Origin of the sequence: Halegenticoccus soli, from assembly GCF_002844195.1 — an archaeon.
Classification (GTDB): domain Archaea; phylum Halobacteriota; class Halobacteria; order Halobacteriales; family Haloferacaceae; genus Halegenticoccus; species Halegenticoccus soli.
The window spans coordinates 803053-821937 of record NZ_PEND01000001.1 but is presented as its reverse complement, the minus strand read 5'-3'; the positions used below and the strand labels follow the sequence as shown (position 1 = coordinate 821937).

General features: G+C 67.8%; 21 protein-coding genes and 1 tRNA gene. 12 read left to right on the top strand and 10 right to left on the bottom strand.

Translation table 11 applies throughout. The features are described from left to right. Positions 1-15: 15 nt before the first annotated feature. From CNO20_RS04245 to CNO20_RS04220, 6 genes are all read right to left on the bottom strand, one after another. A complete protein-coding gene (locus CNO20_RS04245; protein ID WP_101294762.1) occupies positions 16-681 on the bottom strand; it encodes an HD domain-containing protein in 666 nt (221 codons plus the stop codon). Between the two features lie 210 nt (positions 682-891). Next, positions 892-966 (bottom strand) — tRNA-Val (locus tag CNO20_RS04240). A gap of 48 nt (positions 967-1014) precedes the next feature. Next, positions 1015-1287 (bottom strand): DUF7553 family protein, encoded by a 273-nt coding sequence (locus CNO20_RS04235; RefSeq protein ID WP_101294761.1) that lies wholly within the window; start codon positions 1285-1287, stop codon positions 1015-1017. A gap of 287 nt (positions 1288-1574) precedes the next feature. After that, positions 1575-2108: a cob(I)yrinic acid a,c-diamide adenosyltransferase gene (locus tag CNO20_RS04230; protein ID WP_101294759.1), complete on the bottom strand. Its 534-nt coding sequence runs from the start codon at positions 2106-2108 to the stop codon at positions 1575-1577. After that, the gene (locus CNO20_RS04225) at positions 2105-2347 is read right to left on the bottom strand and encodes a glutaredoxin family protein (RefSeq protein WP_101294757.1); all 243 of its coding nucleotides are present in this window, start codon (positions 2345-2347) and stop codon (positions 2105-2107) included. The genes CNO20_RS04230 and CNO20_RS04225 overlap by 4 nt, the downstream gene beginning before the upstream one ends. A 140-nt stretch (positions 2348-2487) precedes the next feature. Then, entirely contained in the window at positions 2488-2910 is a 423-nt protein-coding gene (locus CNO20_RS04220) for a hypothetical protein (RefSeq protein WP_101294755.1), read from the bottom strand. Between the two features lie 202 nt (positions 2911-3112). On the opposite strand from CNO20_RS04220, the gene CNO20_RS04215 reads away from it, so the two are divergent. From CNO20_RS04215 to nirK, 3 genes are all read left to right on the top strand, one after another. Next, a complete protein-coding gene (locus CNO20_RS04215) occupies positions 3113-5410 on the top strand; it encodes a nitric-oxide reductase large subunit (protein ID WP_101295029.1) in 2298 nt (765 codons plus the stop codon). Positions 5411-5545: 135 nt separating this feature from the next. Beyond that, the gene (locus tag CNO20_RS04210; protein ID WP_101294753.1) at positions 5546-5950 is read left to right on the top strand and encodes a MoaD/ThiS family protein; all 405 of its coding nucleotides are present in this window, start codon (positions 5546-5548) and stop codon (positions 5948-5950) included. Positions 5951-6102: 152 nt separating this feature from the next. Then, complete coding sequence (gene nirK / locus CNO20_RS04205; RefSeq protein ID WP_101294752.1) at positions 6103-7167, top strand: copper-containing nitrite reductase; 1065 nt, start codon at positions 6103-6105, stop codon at positions 7165-7167. Between the two features lie 141 nt (positions 7168-7308). Here the strand turns inward: nirK and CNO20_RS22905 are convergent, their stop codons facing one another. Continuing rightward, positions 7309-7476: a DUF7511 domain-containing protein gene (locus CNO20_RS22905; RefSeq protein WP_158237364.1), complete on the bottom strand. Its 168-nt coding sequence runs from the start codon at positions 7474-7476 to the stop codon at positions 7309-7311. A gap of 397 nt (positions 7477-7873) precedes the next feature. Here CNO20_RS22905 and CNO20_RS04200 point away from each other — a divergent pair, with 397 nt between their 5' ends. Continuing rightward, complete coding sequence (locus CNO20_RS04200) at positions 7874-8407, top strand: halocyanin domain-containing protein (RefSeq protein WP_101294750.1); 534 nt, start codon at positions 7874-7876, stop codon at positions 8405-8407. Positions 8408-8480: 73 nt separating this feature from the next. Here the strand turns inward: CNO20_RS04200 and CNO20_RS04195 are convergent, their stop codons facing one another. Beyond that, the gene (locus tag CNO20_RS04195; RefSeq protein WP_233203900.1) at positions 8481-8861 is read right to left on the bottom strand and encodes a transcriptional regulator; all 381 of its coding nucleotides are present in this window, start codon (positions 8859-8861) and stop codon (positions 8481-8483) included. Positions 8862-9090: 229 nt separating this feature from the next. After that, positions 9091-10686 carry a Na+/H+ antiporter NhaC family protein gene (locus CNO20_RS04190; RefSeq protein ID WP_101294749.1) on the bottom strand — a complete coding sequence of 532 codons (1596 nt, stop codon included), beginning with the start codon at positions 10684-10686 and terminating at the stop codon, positions 9091-9093. A 447-nt stretch (positions 10687-11133) separates the two neighbouring features. Here CNO20_RS04190 and CNO20_RS23200 point away from each other — a divergent pair, with 447 nt between their 5' ends. From CNO20_RS23200 to CNO20_RS04155, 8 genes are all read left to right on the top strand, one after another. Then, entirely contained in the window at positions 11134-11295 is a 162-nt protein-coding gene (locus CNO20_RS23200) for a DUF7838 family putative zinc beta-ribbon protein (protein ID WP_199174716.1), read from the top strand. A gap of 233 nt (positions 11296-11528) precedes the next feature. Further along, entirely contained in the window at positions 11529-12185 is a 657-nt protein-coding gene (locus CNO20_RS04185; RefSeq protein ID WP_101294747.1) for a helix-turn-helix domain-containing protein, read from the top strand. A 153-nt stretch (positions 12186-12338) separates the two neighbouring features. After that, on the top strand, positions 12339-12671 hold the full coding sequence (locus tag CNO20_RS04180) for a HalOD1 output domain-containing protein (RefSeq protein ID WP_101294745.1): 333 nt from the start codon (positions 12339-12341) through the stop codon (positions 12669-12671). Between the two features lie 242 nt (positions 12672-12913). Then, positions 12914-13207 (top strand): PadR family transcriptional regulator, encoded by a 294-nt coding sequence (locus CNO20_RS04175; protein ID WP_101294743.1) that lies wholly within the window; start codon positions 12914-12916, stop codon positions 13205-13207. A gap of 277 nt (positions 13208-13484) precedes the next feature. Continuing rightward, complete coding sequence (locus CNO20_RS04170) at positions 13485-14588, top strand: branched-chain amino acid ABC transporter permease (protein WP_101294742.1); 1104 nt, start codon at positions 13485-13487, stop codon at positions 14586-14588. Between the two features lie 46 nt (positions 14589-14634). After that, complete coding sequence (locus CNO20_RS04165; RefSeq protein WP_199174715.1) at positions 14635-15954, top strand: branched-chain amino acid ABC transporter permease; 1320 nt, start codon at positions 14635-14637, stop codon at positions 15952-15954. Further along, entirely contained in the window at positions 15951-16799 is an 849-nt protein-coding gene (locus tag CNO20_RS04160) for an ABC transporter ATP-binding protein (RefSeq protein ID WP_101294740.1), read from the top strand. The genes CNO20_RS04165 and CNO20_RS04160 overlap by 4 nt, the downstream gene beginning before the upstream one ends. Continuing rightward, positions 16796-17560 carry an ABC transporter ATP-binding protein gene (locus tag CNO20_RS04155; protein WP_101294738.1) on the top strand — a complete coding sequence of 255 codons (765 nt, stop codon included), beginning with the start codon at positions 16796-16798 and terminating at the stop codon, positions 17558-17560. Before CNO20_RS04160 ends, CNO20_RS04155 begins: the two co-directional genes overlap by 4 nt. Positions 17561-17584: 24 nt before the next feature. On the opposite strand, the gene CNO20_RS04150 is transcribed toward CNO20_RS04155, so the two are convergent. Next, positions 17585-18826 carry an ABC transporter substrate-binding protein gene (locus CNO20_RS04150; RefSeq protein ID WP_101294736.1) on the bottom strand — a complete coding sequence of 414 codons (1242 nt, stop codon included), beginning with the start codon at positions 18824-18826 and terminating at the stop codon, positions 17585-17587. Positions 18827-18885: the final 59 nt, after the last annotated feature.

Sequence of the window (18885 nt, the reverse complement as noted above, 5' to 3'; positions counted from 1 at the left end):
AGCGACCGAAACGGGTTATCTCTCCCCTTCAATACCGATCTCACTGTCGAACCGTGCGAAGAAACCCTCCATGAACCCCCACCGGGACTCCCCAAGACGGCGTCCGGGCGGAGTGTACAACCTATCCAGGCGCTCCTTTGCCCACTCTCGAAGGAGAGTGATGTCCGGAACGTCCGAGGTATCCGCTCCAAGGGCCGACGCATCGTCGATCGCGGCGTATCTTTCGCCCGTTCGGCCCGGCCTCTCGCCGACAAGGCAGGCCAGGCGAACGATACCGCGCGCTCCAGCCGCTTCCGATTTATCCGCGTCGAAGAGTAGTTTCGCTTCGAGAGTCTCTGGCTCCGGCGAACTCGACCGAATACTGTGGGTTCGGATGCAGTGTTTGATAGCGTCGATCCGGTCGGCTTCCACCCCCTCGGCCCCGAGAAGATCGTCCGCTTCTACCGCGGCCCATTCGCCGTGATTTTCGATTTCCCCCGTTCTCTCTAGCGGCCGACCGATGTCGTGTAACCAGGCCGCTGCAGAGAGGAGATCCCTATCGACGGTTTCGGCACACTCGTTCGCTAACCGAGCCGACAAATCGTAGACCCGGTTGGCGTGGAAAACGTCGTGTGCGGGGAGGGCCTCTTCGTAGTACGGTAGCGATAACTCTCGAGCGAGAGGACCTACTTCCTGCGTCATGGGGCGTGTGAGAGGGCAACTTTCCGACGATATAGTGGTTGTGAAATTATCACATGGAAGTGCGAAACGAGCGCGCCATCTCATCAAGCGCCTCTTCGGCGGGGTCGTTCCGCTCGCTTACGCTCACTTCGCCCCCTGGTTCAGATCCGGTACACCGCGCACCGCGGCACGGACTCGCCGCTTCGCTCCTCGTCGGTTGCCGCGTAGAAGTGGGTTGGGGCGGATTTGAACCGCCGACTTCCTCCGTGTGAAGGAGGTATCATAACCGGACTAGATCACCAACCCGGTACGAACTCGTACCCGCGGTCGAAACTTAAGAGTTGCTTTGTCGGGCTACGCCGCCTTTCGCTTCCGTCCGCCGCGGTAGGTGCGGATGCGCTCCTTGGCGGTCGCGACGGCCTCCTTCGCCTCGCCCTCCGCCTGCTTTTCGAAGCCCTTCAGTTCGGTCTTGACCTTCTCCAGCCGCCCCCGCTCGGGCGCGCGCTCCCGTCCGGCGAGCTTCCGGACCCGCCGCTCGACGGGGCGGAGCTCCTCCGTCAGACCCATCTTCACGTGCTCTCCGGCGCGTCGCAGGTAGTACCACGCGTCTTTGAAGTGAGTGTTCATATTTGACCTTATGCCGACGACACTTATTAACCCTTGTGGGTGAGTGGCACTCGACCGACGTTTTAGGTCGACCGAAACCGGAACGTTTTTGCGGTTGTTAGGCGAGCCTAAAACACGGTGCGCCGACGGCGGGGCGCGGCGGCGCGTCCGCCGGAGAAAAGCGCATCGCGTCTGTCCCGAAGCACGAGGACCGTGGGCATCACCGAGTGGTCCGACTGCCGGGTTTCCATCCCCAATCCTTCTCGCGTCGCACGAACCGGGAGCGACCGGCTCGCGCGGCGCGGACCTCAGTACGTCGGCGCCTCCTCTCTGACGCCGTCCCGTTTGTTCACCAGCCTGGCGAGCGTGAACAGCGCGTCGGAGAGGCGGTTGAGGTACGCCACCGCGTGTTCGTTCACCGGTTCGTCGGCCGCGAGCGCGACCGCTCGGCGCTCGGCGCGCCGACAGACCGCACGCGCGTGGTGGAGCTTCGCCCCCGACTCGCTCCCGCCGGGGAGGATGAACGACCGCAGGGGGTCGAGCTCCTCGTCGGCCTCGTCGATCCACGACTCCAGCCGCTCGACGTGCTCCTCGCGCACTTGCGGGTCGTCCTCGTCCGGCGAGGGGTTCGCCAGGTCCGCCTGTACCACGTGGAGGTGGTTCTGTATCTCGGCGAGCGTCTCGTCGACGTCGTCGTGCCCCGTCGGTCGGATCGTCCCGACGAGGGCGTTCGCCTCGTCGACGGTGCCGTACGCCTCGATCCGCGGGCTCGTCTTCGACACGCGGGACATGTCCCGGAGGTCGGTCATCCCCTCGTCGCCGCGGCGGGTATAGATCGTCATCGCGCCAGCGTCGCGTCGACGTACTCGACGATCCTCTCGCTCTCGGCCATCGTGACGCCGCGCTCGTCGTCGACGAGCACCGGCACGCCGCGCTGGCCGCTGACCCGCTTCACCTCGTCGCGTTCGGAGTGGAGCGCTTCGACCCACTCGGTCTCGTAGTCGACGTCGCGGTCCCGCAGGGCATCGTGTACCTTCTCGCAGTACGGGCACCCGTCGAGCGCGTACAGGGTGACGGACATATCCCGCGGTTGGTGCGGGCGAGGCAAGTACCTTCTCCCCCGACCGCCGGCGGTCGTTGCGAACCGGCGCACCCTCGCGTCTCCCGACGCCGCTTTCTCGCGGCCGTCGACGCCTTCTCGCGTCTTCCGACGCTGCTCACTCACCGCTCCCTGCCTCTCTCGTCGGCGAACAGCCGAACGGCGGCGGCGATCGCGTCCCCTTCCCCGCGCCGGGCCGCCGCCAGAACGCGACGCCGAGGCGGGTCGAGCAGACCGGCGACGATACCGGTCGCGAGGGCCTCGACCGCCTCCCGCTGTCCGGACGTCACGCCGCCGGCCGCCTCCAGCTTCGCGAGCGCGGCGTCGACCTCGGCGTCCGCGATTCGCCGCGCGCGCCCGTCCATCGCGGCGATTGCGGCGGCGGCGTCCGGGGCGGCTGCGCGATAGTCGGGTTCCGGGTCGTCCACCCCCGGAGCGCTCTTCCCCGGATCTCCGTTCTCTCCGGGGCGTCCCGGGCCGACTTCGGCGAATTCGGCGATCGCCTCTCGGGCGTTTCGAGCGCGGGCCTGTCGACTGTCCGGCATCCGTCGGTCCGTTCTGCGCTCTCCGCCCCGAAGCTTCCGCCGAACACGTTCGGCGACCGTCGCGGAGCCGAACCGGCGGATGCGAACCGGCGGACGCGAACCGACGGGTGTCAACGAACGGCCGAATCAGTTCGGGCGCGCTCTCACCGACTGGGAATCGCGACCGCCGTACAAGTCGAACCCGGAGGGACATCCAATCGGCATGAAAGTGAGACGGAAAACCCTCGCGAAGCTCCTCGTCGCGGTCTTCGTGTTCAACCTCGTCGTGATGGGGTTCGGCGCCTGGTACTCCTACCAGCAGTCGCCGCCGATCCCGCAGACGATCGTCGGCCCCGACGGCGAAACAGTCGTGACGGCGGAGCAGGTCCGCGACGGCAAGGAGACGTTCCAGGCGAACGGACTGATGAACCACGGTTCGATTCTCGGCAACGGCGCGTACTTCGGCGTGGACTACACGGCGGACGCCCTGGATCTCAAAGTGCAGCACATGCGCGAGTACTACGCGCAGGAGCGCTACGACCGGGCGTACGCGGACCTCGGCGACGATCGGCGGGCCGTGATCGACGCCGCGGTCAGGGCCGAACTCGAAGACAGTCGGTCGGGAGAGCGGATCGAGTACTCCGCCGCGGAGCTGTACGCCCACGAACGGGTGCGCGAGGAGTACGTCGACCGGTACCACGAGGGCGACCTCGAACGCGGCGTCCCCGCCGGGACGATCGACTCCGGGGCCGACGCCCGCCGGTTCGCCGACTTCGCGCTCTGGACCGCGTGGATCTCCCACACCGAGCGTCCCGGAACCGACCACACCTACACGAACGACTGGCCGTACCAGCCCGCCGCCGGCAACGTCCCGCCCGCCTCGTCCATGACGTGGAGCGTCATCTCGATGGTGCTGCTCGTCGCGGGCGCGGGGATCGGCGTCTGGCTCTACAAGTCGGTGGAGCTCCCCGAACCCGACACGGCGGGGATCACCGTGCCGCACCCCGACGACATCGACCTGTTCCCCGGACAGACGGCCGCGGTGCGGTTCGTCCCCGTCGCCGCCCTGCTGTTCGTCGCGCAGGTGTTCCTCGGCGCGCTGCTCGCGCACTACTACGTCGAGCGCGACGGTTTCTTCGGGCTCGGCGAGCTGTTCGGGATCGACTTCGTCGGACTGTTCCCGTTCTCCATCGCGAAGACCTGGCACCTCGACCTCGGGATCCTCTGGATCGCGACACTCTGGCTCGGGGCCGGCCTGTTCCTCCCGGCGCTTCTCACCGGCAGGGAGCCGAAGCGCCAGCGGACGTTCGTGAACCTCCTGCTCGGCGCGGTCGTCGTCGTCGCCGTCGGCGGCCTCGGCGGCATCTGGCTCGGCGCGAACGGGTACCTCGGCGGCGAACTGTGGTGGCTGCTCGGCAACGAGGGGCTCGAATACCTCGAAGTGGGCCGGGTCTGGCAGGTCGGCCTCCTCGCCGGGTTCGTCTTCTGGGCCGCGCTCGTCGCGCGGGGGTTCAAGCCGCTCCTCGACAGGGAGTCGCCGTACGGCCTCGCGCACATGATCCTCTACGCCGGCGGCTCCATCGCGCTGCTTTTCACCGCGGGGATGTTCTACACCCCGAAGACGAACATCGTGATCACCGAGTTCTGGCGCTGGTGGGTCGTCCACATGTGGGTCGAGGGCGCCTTCGAGTTCTTCATCGTCGCCATCGTCGGCCTCACGCTCGTCAGCATGAACCTCCTGTCGAAGCGCTCGGCCGAGAAGGCGGTGATGTTCCAGGCGCTCTTCGTGATGGGCTCCGGCGTCATCGGCGTCTCCCACCACTACTGGTGGATCGGCCAGCCCGACGTGTGGGTGCCGCTCGGCTCCGTGTTCTCGACGCTGGAGCTCATCCCGCTCGTGCTCATCCTCTTCGAGGCGATAAACGAGTACCGGGCGCTCGCCACCAGCGGCGAGTCGTTCCCGTACGCGCTGCCCTTCGCGTTCATCATCGCCAGCGGGTTCTGGAACTTCGTCGGCGCGGGCGTGCTCGGATTCTTCATCAACCTCCCGCTCGTCAACTACTACGAGCACGGGACGTACCTCACGGTCGGCCACGCCCACGCCGCCATGTTCGGCGCGTTCGGCTTCCTCGCGCTCGGCATGGCCACGTACATGCTCCGGATCACGACCGAGCGGGGAACGTGGAGCGAGCGCCGCCTCCGCTGGGCGTTCTGGTGCTGGAACGTCGGGCTGGCGCTCATGGTGTTCGTCTCCGTCCTCCCGGTGGGCTTCCTGCAGCTCGAAACCGCGTTCACGGAGAGCTACGCCGCCGCGCGCAGCCTCGCCTTCTACAACGGCGAACTCGTCCAGCTCCTGTTCTGGGCGCGGCTGCCCGGCGACACTCTGATCATCGTCGGAACGCTGCTCTTCGGCTACGACGTGGTTCACAAACTCCTCGGCCAGCGTGAGGTCACCGCGCCCGGACGCGCGCCCGAGGAGCAGCCGATCGCCGATCGCGTGCTCGCGGAGAGCGACGACTGATCGGTTTCTCCGGCCCCGTCCAGTTCCGCCGGTCCTGTTTCTCTGCGACGGCTCGTCGACCGTTCGATCGCTCCCGCGGTCCGGGACGAACACGTTCGGCGCACCGCTCTCGGATCGCGGCGGCGAAACGGGGGTATGGCCCGATCGACGGCGGACGGAGCGGCGCGGACTGACGACCGAGAGACGACGGTCGAGGTGGTCTGTACCGGACACGTGCGGTCGGCGGTCGGAACCCCCCGGCTCACCGTCACCTTTCGAGGGACCACGCTCCGGGAGTTTCTCGACGCGTTCTTCGAGGAGCACGACGTCGAAGACCTCCTCATGGCGGAGACGGAGGCCGACGCCACGGCGCGGGGGTGGGCGCCGGCGCCGGACGAACTCCCCGGAACGTGGCGGAAGAACCCCGAGGGCGATCAGACGCGCGCCTACGCCCGCGTCTGCGTGAACGGCCGGTTCAACGAGAACCTCGATGGCCTCGACACGGCGCTCGCCGACGGGGACCGCGTCGCGCTGATGTACCCGTTCATGTTCTGCTGTTGACGGCCGCGGTCCGCCGACCGGGCGTGTTACGCGCTGCCGACACGGCTATAACGCCCCGCCCGAACCGGTTCGCGCCCCTTCTCGTCAACTGGGAACGAGTTTCCAGTTTGAAGCCGGTTCGGCTCGAATCTACGCCTGTGAGGTGACTACGAATGCTCGAAACAACGCGGCGGCGCGTCCTTCAGGGCGTCGGCGCGGGCGGAATGGTCGCGGTCGCGGGGTGCAGCGCGTCGAACGCGGGGCCGGACTCGACCCCGACTACCGATGCGGAACCGTCGAGGAAGGCGACGAAACCCGTCGTCGACAGGGTGGCGGCGGACCCGACCGACATCCCCGGTCCGATCGACCGGAGCGAACCGGCGGCGGTCGACGTCACCCTCGAAGCGGAGGAGGTGACCGCCGAACTCGAAGACGGAACGACGTTCGACTACATGACGTACGGCGGGCAGATACCGGGGCCGTTCGTCCGCGTTCGCGTGGGCGACACGGTGAATCTCACGTTCCGGAACCCGGAGGGGAACGCGATGCCGCACAACGTCGACTTCCACGCGGTCGCCGGACCCGGCGGCGGCGCTGAGGCGACGATGGCGATGCCCGGCGAGACGAAGCGCCTTCGGTTCAAAGCGACCTACCCCGGCGCGTACATCTACCACTGCGCGGTTCCGAACCTCGACATGCACATCAGCGCGGGGATGTTCGGGATCATCCTCGTCGAGCCGGAGGAGGGGCTTCCCGAGGTCGACCACGAGTTCTACCTCGGACAGCACGAACTGTACGCGAAGGAGGGCGACGGCGGCTTCCAGTTCGACGCTGACGCGATGGCCCGCGAGGAGCCGTCGCACGTGCTGATGAACGGCGAACCGTACGCCATCACGCCCGACCGCCACGGACCGATGAAGGTGAAGACGGGCGAGACGGCGCGCGTCTACTTCGTGACCGGCGGGCCGAACCTGACGAGCAGCTTCCACCCGATCGGGAGCGTCTGGGAGGAGCTGTGGCCGCAGGGGTCGCTGACGACGGAGCCGCAGACGCACATCCAGACGACGCCCGTCCCCCCGGGGAGTACGACCATCGCGACGATGAGCTTCCCGGTGCCGGGCGACTTCAAGCTGGTCGATCACGCGCTGAGCCGCGTCGCGAGCAAAGGGTGCATGGCGGTCGTGCGGGCCGAGGGACCCGAGAACCCCGACGTCTTCGATCCGAACCCGAAGCGGTAATCGGCCGCGCTTCTTTCGCCCGGCTTTCGGATCCTCCACCTCCTGCCGGTGTGCGAGTGGTCCCCTCCTTCGGCCGGCGTTTCGACCCGCGCGTCACCGGACGGATTCGAGGTCGACGAACGACCCTTCGTCCGCCGTGATCTACGTCGTCATGAGCTCCATGCCGGTAGCGTCCGCGGGGTACAACGTACACTCCGCGGAGCCGTCGTCGGATTCGACGGTCGCCACGGCGATTCCCGTTTCGGACCCGTTCTCCCCGTCGATCGCGGGATCGCCGTTCGGTTCGCGGTCGGTGTTGTCGTCTAACATGGCTCCGGAATTCGCCTCTTCGATCCGCTGACTGTTCCGCGGCGAGCGCGCGCGTCTCCCCTGGATCGCTGTATGATTCAGGTTCGACCGCCATGGATAAAGTCTCCGTCCCGCTTCTCACGGCGTGAGAACGCGTACAGGGGGTGAGAGACGGTCCGGCGGTGTGCGGTGACGGCCGCCGCCCGCCCACGGTCGCCCCTCGTTCCACCCGTTCCGATTCGTCCGTCCCGCCTCGCCGGTTTCGATCTCTCTTCGCGGACGGGAGTTCGATCGATCTCCGCGGACTGGAGGTCGATCGAGGGGCCGAAACGACCTCCGGCGATTCCCACCGCCCGGGAATTGGCGTCCGGCTACATGTCCGGTCGACGGCTACGTTAACCCGTAGAGGAGACGAACCATGACAGGCGAACTCCCACGCAGCAGGCGGAACTTCGTACGGACGACCGCGGCGGTCGCCATCGGCGGGACGCTCCTCGCGGGCTGTTCCGGATCGGACGGCGGGCAGTCGCCGACCGACGACGCCGGGACCGACGGGGCGACCGGCGAGCCCGCGACGGACTCGACCGCCGGCGAATCGAGCGGCGGATCCGATCTCGACGCCTGGTTCGAGGGCGTCGACAACTACTCGGGCGTCGTCGACGAGACGGGGTCGGACAGCGTGACCGTGACGGTCGGCGCGCAGGGAAACGGCGGGGGGTACGCGTTCGACCCGCCCGCGGTCGAGATTTCGACGGGAACGACGGTCGTCTGGGAGTGGACCGGCGAGGGCGGCGCTCACAACGTCGCCGCCGAGGACGGGAGCTTCGAGAGCGAGATGACCGACGAGAAGGGGTACACCTTCGAACATACGTTCGACGCCGCCGGAACGTACACGTACGTCTGCGTTCCGCACGAGACGATGGGGATGAAGGGCGCGGTCGTCGTCGAGTAGCCGGACGCTTCGAGTACGCGGTCGTCGCGTAGCCGACCCTGCGCATGCGCGACGTCCGGCACCGCGGCCGCGGTCACCGGCCCGTCCGAACCTCGGACCAGAGGCGGGCGAGCCGTTCGTCCGCCGAGTCGGACGGCCGCGCGATCGTCGCCTCCAGCCCGCGGTCGTCTCCGAGCGCGAAGCGCACTCGCCCGAAGGCGAGCCGGTACCGCCTCGTGTGGTGACCGTCGGCGCGGAGGTCGAGCCGCTCGTCGACGAGCGACGCCTCGGTCAGCCGATCGAGCTTCCGGTAGACCGTCGACAGCGGGATGTCGCACGCCTCCGAGAGTTCCCGCGCCGTCATCGCCCCGTCGAGGCGACGGACGATCGCCCGGCAGTCCGCGTCGTCGAGGGCGTCGAGCACCGCCTGCACCGCGGGCGTCTCATCGTCCGAAGCGACGTCCAGCGCCGTCACGACTGGAACGAGCCGCTGATCGTCAGTCGCGGCCGCTCGCCCGCGAGCGGAACGGTCGACGAGGTCACCACGCGCCGGGGGTCCGAACGCCGGCTCTCCCTGGATCGCATCTCTCCGGAACGAGGGGGTCCGCGCGGATAACCGCGATCACGAACGGGTTCGGGATCGGCACCCGGAACGCCCGCGGCCGGCCGGCGGTGGCGAGCGGACGGCGGTCGACGCGATCGCGTCAGTCGTCGCCGGCCCGTTCCCCGACGGGCCCCGAGGCGGAAGTCGGCGAGAGCTCCTTGCGACGGGCGTCCCACTCGGAGAGGGCGTACACCGTCGCGACGAGGAGCCCGAGACCGACCGGCAGCAGCACCAGCTGCGGGAGCCCGGTCACGCCGTAGAGCAGGTAGACGACCGCAGCCACCAGGATGACCGTGACCGCGTAGTAGATCTGCGTCCGCACGTGGTCGATGTGGTCGGAGCCGGCGAACGTCGACGAGAGGATCGTGGTGTCCGAGATGGGCGAGCAGTGGTCGCCGAAGATCGCGCCGCTGAACACGGCGCCCGAGGCGACGGCGAGCATCTCGGCCGATCCCCCGGAGATCTCCCAGGCCATCTGAATCGCGACGGGCGTCACGAGCGCCATCGTCCCCCAGGAGGTGCCGATCGAAAAGGAGACCATCGCGGCGGCGAAGAGGATGACGATCGGCAGCAGCGTCGGCGTGACGATCCCCTCCGCGAGCGAGGTGACGTACGCCCCGGTTCCGAGCGCCTCCGCGACCGCGCCGATGGACCACGCGAGCACGAGGATGCTGACGGCGTTCAACATCATGCCGAAGCCGTCGACGACCGTGTCCATCGCCTCGTCCAGCGTCAGGATGTCGTACGCGCGGGCGAGCACGATCCCCGTCGCGACCATCGCGAACGAGCCCCAGACGAGCGCGCCGATGAAGTCGGCGTTCTCGGCCATCGCCAGCGCGTCCCGCCCGGGGGCGTAGCCGGTCCAGACGCCGCCGGCGACGACGACGGCCACCAGCGCCGCGACCGGGAGGACGAACAGCCGGAGCATCGGCCGGTCGACCTCGACGGTGCCGAGCTCCTCCTTCATGCTCTGAAGCGGCTTCGCGTCGTCGCGGGTGACCTTCCCCGTCCGCTGCGCCCGCGTCTCGGCGTCGAGCATCTCGCCGAAGTCCCGGCGCGTGATGACGATGATCCCGACCATGAGCACCGCGAGCAGGCAGTACACGTTGTAGGGGATGCTCCGGAGGAACGTGACGAACGCGGAGGGTGCGGTGTCGGCGATCCCCGCCGCCTTGTAGCCGGTGTTGATCATGCTGATCTGGTACGCCACCCAGCTGGAGATGCCGAACGTGGCGACCGGCGCGGCCGTCGAATCGAGGATGTACGCGAACTTCTCGCGCGACATCCGCATCTCGTCGGCGATGTTCTTCATCGAGCTTCCGACGATCGCCGTGTTGGCGTAGTCGTCGAAGAACCAGACCATGCCGAGCAACCAGGCGGCGACGCCGACCTTGCGGTGCGAATCGAGCCGCTCGGTCGCCCACTTCGCCACCGCGAGCGATCCCCCCATCCGCCAGATCAGCGCGATTCCCGCGCCGAGCAGGAAGATGAACACCATGACCTGCGCGTTGAAGCTGGAGGTGATCGACGAGATGATCCAGTCGAACGTCTGTACGATCCCGAGCCCCTGCACGGCGATGATGCCGCCGATCCAGACGCCGAGAAACAGCGACAGGAGCGCCCGTCTCGTCACGATCGCGAGGGCGATCGCGAGCAGCGGCGGTACGAGCGACAGCGCACCGAACTCTGTTGCCATGGCGCACGATTCGAGGATCACTAAGTAATGCTTTTCTCTTGATCTTCGAACCGGCCGACCGCCCCGCTTCTATTTTGGCGGCTCCAGCTCGTCTCAACGGGCGATTGAGTATATCGAAATGGGATTCATCCGCCCGAACGCGCGTCATCGAGCACCCTTTCTCGAAAACCGGGACGCGGTCGCCCCGCGTCTCTCCCGCCCGCCTCGGAGACGCGCTGAAGCGCCGCAGCGAATCCGGCGATCGCGGGGCGGTCGAGCCGCGAAGTGGCGAGCACCCGGCTCCGTCGCCCCCGCACTGTTCGAACGTGAGAGACGACTTCGACGCCGTGGCCGCACTGCTCGGGCGTCTCGCCGATGAGCGTGGAGTCTGCACCGACCCCCGGGCGATTCAAATCGCACGCGGCGCGAACCAACATCTTCAACACGCCTCCTTCCCGAGCCAAGGGTATGAGCCTCGAAATGGAACACGACTGCCCGGAGTGCGGGGGTCCGCGGGAGTTCTACCGCGCCGCGAGCACGAACCTTCACCTCGGCGAGAAGACGAAGTGGCGCTGCACCGAGTGCGATTACGGGTTCATCCTGATCGACGGCATCGACAGCTCCGCCTGATTGCCCCCTTTCTCGTCGGCGTTCGATTCCGAGGAGCGACGCCGCTCACGCGACTGAACGCGGCCTTCGCGAAGGAGAGCGACTTCCGCCGAGCCGGGCGAGACACCGCCTCGGATAAACGACATGTCGGGATAGCGAATCCGCGCGCCGGCCGAAGATCCGTCAGCGGACGCGATCCGAGGGAGAGACCACCGCCGTGAGAGTTTTCTCCCGGTGGAACCCCCGAGTAGTCGATGAGCGTCATCGCCGAGTTCACGGTCCCCGCCGAGGAGTTCGCGCTCGGCAGAGCCCTCAAGCGGGACTCCGAGATGGAGATCGAGCTCGAACGGACCGTGCCGACGCGGAAGGAGCGCATGCCGTTTTTCTTCGTCTGGAACTGCGGGGACTACGAGTCCTTCGAGCGGGAAGCCCGCGAAGAGCCCGAAATCGAGGATCTGACCGCCGTGGAACGGTTCGAAGACGGCGTCCTCTACCGCGTGAAGTGGGACAGACGCGTCGACGAGTTCGTCCGGGCGATCGCGCGGGCCGGCGCGACGATCGTGGAGGCGGTCGGAAACGACGAGGCGTGGCGATTCGAACTGCGCTTCCCCGAGTACGGAAACGTCTCGCGGTTCCAGTCGGAGCTGAGAGAGCAGGAGATCGACGTCCGCGTGGACAGGATCACGACCGAACTCGACGCGGATCCGGCGGAGAGCTACGGGCTGACCGAACCGCAGCGCGAAGCGCTCCTCGCGGCGTTCCGGCGCGGCTACTTCGACGAACCGCGGGCCGTCTCGCTGAGCGACCTCGCGGCCGAACTCGGGATATCGAGCGCCGCAGCGACCGGTCGCATGCGGAGAGCGACCCGGAGCCTCGTCGCCAACACGCTCGCGAAAGATTCCGCCGAGTGAGCTTCGAGGGTCGCTATTTAAACCGCCTAATCGACTAACCTTCCCGGTAATACGCGTCGAGCGGGTAGAAGCGAGCGGAGACGACCTCCGCAGAGAGCGGCCTCCACTTTGCGCGTGGTTCCCGCAGTAGCTTCGACGAGACACCTCAGAACGATGAACCAACGATCGGTCCCCGAACTGGACATCGAGTACAGCCCGACGACGAACTCGTACACGCTCCGTCCGAAAACGACCGACAACGTCGCGCTCAGCTCGGCCATCACCCTGGCGGTCGCCGACATCGCGGGCGAAGACGTGCGGACGGTGTGCGAGGACGACCCGCTCTCGGACTACCTGGACCTCGAATCGCTCGACGCGCTGTTCGAACCGCGCGACGGACGCGACGAGTTCGATTGCGTCCTCGCGTTCCGATACCTCGGATGCGTCGTCAGCGTGCGTCCCGACGAGACCGTCGTGATCTCACCCTCGCACGGCGACAACTTCTGAGGCGTCCGAGCCGGTTTCGCGCCGGAGCGGTACCGAGCGGTTCGGCCCGTTCCCGGGGAGAGCGAGCGAGTTGTCCGAAAGGGGGCGAATCGGCGAACGGACGGCCGCCCGAAAACTCACCGTCGGATGATACGACGATCGCCTCCGCGCGTGTCAGCGACCGGTACGGTCTCGCGTATCCGTATGACTCGAAAGCGGTACGATGCTGATAGCTATGTGTCTGGCCGCCGGACCAGTCTACGATGAATCTCTTCAACCTCAGCGGCTTCCAGCGCGACCTGCTGATCGTCATCGCCGGTCACGAACGCCCCTCGGGACAGGACGTTAAGACGGATCTCGAAGAGAACCTGAACGAAGAGATCAACCACGGCCGCCTGTACCCGAATCTCGACGTGTTAGTCAAGGAAGGGTACGTGGACAAGGGCCAGATCGACCGCCGCACGAACTACTACACGATCTCCGAGAAGGGGCGTGAGGCGTTGCGCGAGCGCCGCGAGTGGGAAGAGCAGTATCTGCAGAACGAAGTCCCCGCCTGAGCCGGGTCGGGACGCGCGGCATCGCGGACGCCGTCGCGGAGAGTCTCGACCGCCGCGTTCACGGAAGCTATCTACGCGATTCGAATCCGACAGGCGGTCCCGCGGACGCACCCCCTCCTGCGGAGTCGTCTGGGTCGACGCCGCTGACCCCTCGACGAACCCTTCCCGCGTGAACCGCCCGCGTCGTCCGAAGCGCGCCGACGGACGGCGTAACGCGACGTTTCGGGGCGAAGGTATTTGCCCTACGAACCCCCTCATTCCCTGAGGAGTGGTACCAATGGGAATGGCAGACACGTACTCTCGCGGCAAGCGGGTCTTCGTCGAACGGCCGCTCGAACTCGTCCTCCTGACGGTCGGCGTCGCGCTGGTCGCCGATCTCCTCTCGAAGCTCGCGAACGGGACGGTGACCGTCCTGACGCTCTCGATCTTCCTCAAGGACGGGATCGTCATCGGACTGGTGATCGGTCTCGCCGGCGTCGGGCTCTCGATGACGTACAGCATTTTGAACTTCGCCAACTTCGCTCACGGGGAGTATCTCACTGCGGGCGCGTTCGCCGGGTGGGTGGCGACGTACCTCGTCGCCGGAGCCGGAACGGTGAGCGCGGGCGACCTGTTTCTCCTGGGGGTCAGCGGCGGTGCCGACGCCGGAACCGTCGGCGCGAGCGTCTTTTCGACGCCGCTGGCGGTTCTCGTCGGATTCGCCGTCGCGGTCGCGTTCGGCGTCGCGCTCGCGCTCGCGCTCGACCGGCTCGTCTACCGTCCCATGCGCGGCCAGGGAGCCATCTCGCTTCTGATTGCCAGCATCGGCGTCGCGCTCGCGCTCCGATACCTGCTGGCGTTCGTCTTCGGAACGAGCCGGACGGGGATCACCGGCGGCACGCTGCCGACGTACACGGTGCCGGTGATCGACCTCATCTTCAACGCCCACGAACTGGCGCTGGTCGCCGCCGCGCTCGCGATGATGGGCGGGGTACACCTGCTGCTCCGGCGGACGAAACTCGGCAAGGCGATGCGCGCCATGGCCGACAACCCCGACCTCGCCCGCGTGACCGGCATTCCGACCGAGCGGGTCGTCCGGGCGACGTGGATCATCGGCGGGGGACTGACGGGCGCGGCCGGGTACCTCGTCGTGCTCGAGACCGGAACGATCTCGTTCGACTACGGGTGGACGCTGCTCCTTTTGATCTTCGCGGCGGTCATCCTCGGCGGGATCGGCTCGATCTACGGCGCGATGCTCGGCGGGCTCACCATCGGGATCGCCAGCACGCTGTCGCTGATCTGGATCCCCTCCGACTTCACGCACGCGGCGGCCTTCGCCGTGATGATACTCATCCTCCTCACGAGACCGTCGGGGCTGTTCAGCGGGGTGACGACGGCGTGATCCCGATCCACGCCCGGAACGCCCGCGCGAGGGGAGGTGACGGCGGATGGGCGTGAGCGCCGACCGACTCTCGGCCCGCCTGCCCGGCGGCGACGGCGCGCTGATCCTCGCCGTGTTCCTCGCGCTGTACGCCGGATTCGGGCTGCTCGGAGTGCTCCTCGGACTGGACGCCAACGGGCTGGCGAGCACCCTCCAGCGGATCACCTTCTTCGCGGCCGTCTACGCGCTCCTCGCGCTCGCGCTCAACCTCCAGTGGGGGTACGCGGGGCTCTTCAACATCGGCGTCGCCGGCTTCATGGCGGTCGGCGTCTACACGATGGCGATGCTCACCGCGCCGACGGACCCCGGAACCGGCGGGCTCCCCGGCCTCGGCCTGCCACTCCCCGTGGGAATCGTCGGCGGGATGCTCGCCGCCGCGCTCGTCGGCGCGCTCGCCGCGCTGCCCGCGCTCCGGTTGAAGGCGGACTACCTCGCGATCGTCACCCTGGCGCTGTCGGAGATCATTCGGATCGTGTACAACTCCACGAGCCTCCGGACGTTCTCGATCGCCGGCGTCGACCTCGGCACCGGCGGATCACAGGGGCTGGCGCTGCCGACGAATCCGATCAACGCGCTGTTCTACAGCGACGCCCGCAGCCCGGCGTCGCCGCCGACCGCCCTCGGCGAGGCCGCGTTCGGTCTCTTCGGCGCGGCGGGCGTCCAGCACACCACCGTCGTCGACTGGACGTACACGCTGGTGCTCGTCGTCTTCGTCTGGCTGTTCTACCGGCTCCTGTCCCGCGTCGGCAACTCGCCGTTCGGCCGGGTGTTGAAGGCGATCCGCGAGGACGAACTCGTCGCGCGCTCGCTCGGAAAGGACACCGGTCGGTTCAAGATCAAGACGTTCATGCTCGGCTGTGCGCTCATGGGCCTCGGCGGCATCCTCTGGCAGGGCAGCCAGTCGTACGTCAGCCCGAACAACTTCCTCCCGATCTTGACGTTCTACATCTTCATCGCGCTCATCATCGGCGGCTCGGGGTCCAACACTGGCAGCGTGATCGGCGGCGCGCTCTTCGTCGGACTCCTGTTCGAAGGGCCGACGTTCGTCCGGCGGCTCGTCGCACAGCAGATCCCGCTGGGCGACGCACCGGACACCTTCGTCGCCGCCGTCGAACCGCTCGCCTCGCTCGACGTCACACCGCTTCTCGCGTACGCGCTCGGGAACCTCGCGTCCCTCCGCTTCGTTCTCGCGGGGGTCGTGCTCGTCTACTTCGTACAAACCCGGCCGAAAGGGCTTCTCGGGCACCGAAAGGAGATCGCGGCGAGCGTCGACCTCTCCGAGCGGCCAAATCGACCGGCGCGCGCGGACGGGGGTGAGAGACGATGAGCCGGGCGGGAGGGACCGCGGCCGTCGAACGCGCCGCCGAGGAGACGGAGACGGGGACCGAGGCGGGACCGCCGGCGGCGCGCCCGCTCCGCGTTCGGAACCTGACGAAGCGGTTCGGCGGGCTGACGGCCGTCGACGGCGCGAGCTTCGACGTCGAGGAGGGTTCGCTGACGGGACTGATCGGGCCGAACGGCGCGGGGAAATCGACGACGTTCGACTGCATCACCGGCGTGCGCCGCCCCGACGGCGGCTCGGTTCACCTCTACGGCGAGGAGATCACGGGCCTGCCGCCGTACGCGGTCGCGGAACGCGGGCTGGTCCGGACGTTCCAGATCGCCCGCGAGCTCAAGGAGATGACGGTCATCGAGAACGTGATGCTCGCGCCGAAGGACCAGCGGGGCGAACGGCTCTGGCGGTCGGTGCTGCCCGGACCCCGCCGGGCGGTGATCGAGCAGGAGCGCGAGCTCCGCGAACGGGCGTGGGAGACCCTGGAGTTCTTCGAGATCGATCACCTCGCGGAGGAGTACGCGGGGAACCTCTCGGGCGGGCAGCGCAAGCTCCTCGAACTGGCGCGGGCGCTCTTGACCGACCCGCACGTGCTGCTGTTGGACGAGCCGCTCGCGGGCGTCAACCCCGTCCTGGAGGAGAAGCTGCTCGGTCGGATACACGACCTCCGCGCGGAGGGGTACACCTTCCTGCTCGTCGAACACGACATGGACGTGATCATGAACAACTGCGAGCGCGTGATCGTGATGCACCAGGGCCGCGTGATCGCGGACGACGCGCCCGCGGCGATCATGGAGGACGAGCGCGTGATCGACGCGTACCTGGGGGCGAACGTATGAGCGCGGACGGGACTCGCAGCGTCGGTCGCGGCCGATCCGAGCCGCGCTCCGAACGGGACGGCCTGCTCGTCATCGAGGGACTCGACGCGGGCTACGGGGACCTCCAGATCCTCGACGGCGTCGACCTCGACGTGGGCGACGGCGAGTACGTCGCCGTCATCGGTCCGAACGGGGCCGGAAAGTCGACGGTTCTGAAGTCGATCTTCGGGCTGACCACGTACATGGGGGGACGGATCACCTTCGGCGGCGAGGACATAGGCGGCCTCCCCCCCGAAGCCGTGATCCGCCGCGGGATCAGTTACGTCCCGCAGACGGAGAACGTCTTCCCGTCGCTTTCGGTCAGAGAGAACCTCGAAATGGGGACGTACATCCTCGATTCGGTCCCCGAGGACGCGCTCCGGGCGGTCTTCGACCGCTTCCCGATCCTCCAAGAGCGCCAGTCCCAGCGCGCGGGTACCCTCTCCGGCGGCCAGCAGCAGATGCTGGCGATGGGGCGGGCGCTCATGCTCGATCCCAAGCTCCTGCTGCTCGACGAGCCGAGCGCGGGACTGGCGCCGGACCTCGTCGACGAGATGTTCGACCGCGTCGACGAGATCAACCGCGCGGGGACGGCGGTGCTGATCGTCGAACAGAACGCCAAGGAGGCGCTCCGACGGTGCGACCGCGGGTACGTTCTCGTCCAGGGGCAGAACCGCTTCGCCGACGCCGGCGAGGCGCTGCTCGCCGACGACGAAGTCCGACGCGAGTTCCTCGGCGGGTGAAAAATCTCCCTCTTCGACGCCGACTCACCCCTGGTTGGCCTGGAACTCCACCACGTCTAGCTGTTCGAGCTGTCCACCCTGCGTGTACGTGAAGATCTCGTACGCGGCCGTGGTGACGTCGCCGTTGTCGTCGAACGTGACGCTGCTCGACGCGCCCTGGTAGTTGACCTGCTCGCCGGTCGCGACGCGCGACAGCGCGTCGGGGAGATTCCCGGGGGTGACCGCCTGCCCGGGCGGGTTCGCGACCGCCTGCATGTTGTCGCGGACGGCCGGACCGTCGTTCCGGGCGCCGCCGGCGACGTTCGCGAGGATCAGGAGCGCGGTCGCGTCGTACGCCTGCGCGGTGAACACGCCCGGGTCGCTGCCGTACTCTCTCCTGTACAGCCGCGTGAAGAACTGCTGGGCCGGCCCGGCGGCGGACGGGGCCGTCCCGATGACGTTCGTCAGGGGCTGGCCGACGTTGCCGGGCAGTGCGGGGTCCCGAAGCCCGTCCGTCACGAGGATCTGCGTGTCGCGGCTGTAGCTGGAGTAAAAGTCTCGGAACAGCTGGTTGCCGCTCTCGGGGTAGGAGATGATGAGCAGCGCGTCGGGCTGACTCGCCATGGCCTCCTGAAGCTGCGCGGCGTAGGACGACTGGACCTGTTCGAAGGCGACCCGGGCCGGGATCTCGCCGCCGAACGACTCCGCGAAGCTGTTCGCGAGCGCCTGTCCGTAGGAGTTGTTGACGAACATGATCGACACCGACGAGGCGTTCGCCCGGTCGGTGGCGACCTGCGCCAGCACCTGTCCCTGGACGACGTCGCTCGGGCACGTCCGCCAGACGAATCCGTCGTCCCGGAGCCCGGTGATGTCCGGCGACGTGCTCGATGGGGAGCAGCCGACGACCTGGTTCGGAATCAGGACGTTCTGGGCGACCTGGATCGTCACCTCCGACCCCGCGGCGCCGGTGATCGCCGGGAAGCCGGCGTCGACGAGCGCCTGTGCCGCGCTGATCCCGGCCTGGGGATCGGTCTGCGTGTCCTCGGCCTGGGTGACGATCTGAAAGTCGGTTCCGGCGTTGTTCAGCTGGGTCGCGGGCAGCAGCGCGGCGTCGCGGATCGGTACGCCGACCGACGCGAGGTCGCCCGTCACGGGCTGGAGCACGCCGACCCTGATCTGGCCGCCTCGCTGCTGTCCGCCGACGCTGCCGGTGAACCCGGCGAGCCCGACGACCCCCGCCGTTCCGGCACCGATCAGGAAATCACGACGCTTGGTTACACGTGTCATAGCAAAGTGCTAGTAAAGTGCTTCGCGCGCATAAACGTATCTCAGCTGACAGACAGTAA